A 1,209-nucleotide genomic window follows, 5' to 3' on the forward strand; every position below is an offset into this window, starting at 1 on the left:
CGCATTCTATGACAAAAAGCAAATAAAAACCGTTAAAATTTAAGATGCAAATTTGTAAGTATTGATATACGGAGTTTGTCGATTAATTACTGCGAAAACTCTGCTTATAAGTTTGCATCTTATATTATTTAAAATAAGCATGGAATGTTTGCCTTCTGCCTTTTTCTTATAATAGTATTCTTTTAGCTGGACATCATATTTCATCGAAGTCATAGCGCACATTTGTAGCAGGGATTTCATTTTTTTGTCAGCCAGATGATTTACTTTGGTTCTTCCCTTGATACTTGAACCAGAACTATATTCAAAAGGCGCAACTCCAGAATAGCAAGCAAACTTCCTCCAATTTTGGAAAGCGGTAAAACCTTTTGTGGCAATGATAAAATAAAGACTTGTTTGATTACCAATTCCTGGTACCGATTTAATGAGAGTGACCTGTTTCTGTAAGTCTTCATTAGACCGAATAATCTGCTTTATTTTGTCCTCTATCATTTTAATGGATTTTTTGATGGCACAAACTAAACTTTTATTGATTTTTGAAATTTGAGTAAAAATTTCCTTATTTACAAAATCAACATTCTCTTTAGAGGTTTGCATTATCAATAAGGATTTTAAAGCCTTTTCTCTTTCAGTATAAAGCATTTTCAATTTTAAAATATCTAGTTCCGCTAGGGTAAATAATGATAATTTATCAATATTTCTAAGACTGTAATAAGAAATATCTTTAGCATCGGTCTTATCATTTTTACCTCTTGAAATTCCTTTGGAGCGCTTAATTTCAATGGCAGGAACAACCCATAAATCAAGGTTCAAATCTGCCGAGATTGTAATTAAATGATTGGTATAAATACCTGTATTTTCGCAACAGAATAAGACATCGCAAATATCAATTTTTCGTTTTGTGAGAGTCTTAATGAAAAGTTTGATTGATTTTACGTCGTTTTTCAATACAAAATGTTCAGATACAAGGGTTTGAGTGTTTAATAAATTTACATCCAATTTCAATTTTGAAACATCAATCCCAATATGGAAGCAATAATTTTTCATAATTTCGGATTTAGGATAAACAAAAATGTTGAACTTCTTTAGAGCCTTTATTAGACCTTAATGTCTATCATTCTATTTGAAACTGTTCAACAGGATTCAAGGAGAAGGCAGAGGACTAATGCGCAGCATGGTTCTTTACCAGCAAAGTCTAAAGTTCACCTCTGC

General features: G+C 31.3%; 1 protein-coding gene. It reads right to left on the reverse strand.

Annotated features, from left to right (window positions below; genetic code table 11):
* Positions 1-39: 39 nt before the first annotated feature.
* Complete coding sequence (locus tag OEW74_RS19540) at positions 40-1,044, reverse strand: transposase (protein ID WP_265430073.1); 1,005 nt, start codon at positions 1,042-1,044, stop codon at positions 40-42.
* Positions 1,045-1,209: the final 165 nt, after the last annotated feature.

This window comes from Chryseobacterium sp. YIM B08800 (genome assembly GCF_026163565.1).
GTDB lineage: Bacteria > Bacteroidota > Bacteroidia > Flavobacteriales > Weeksellaceae > Chryseobacterium.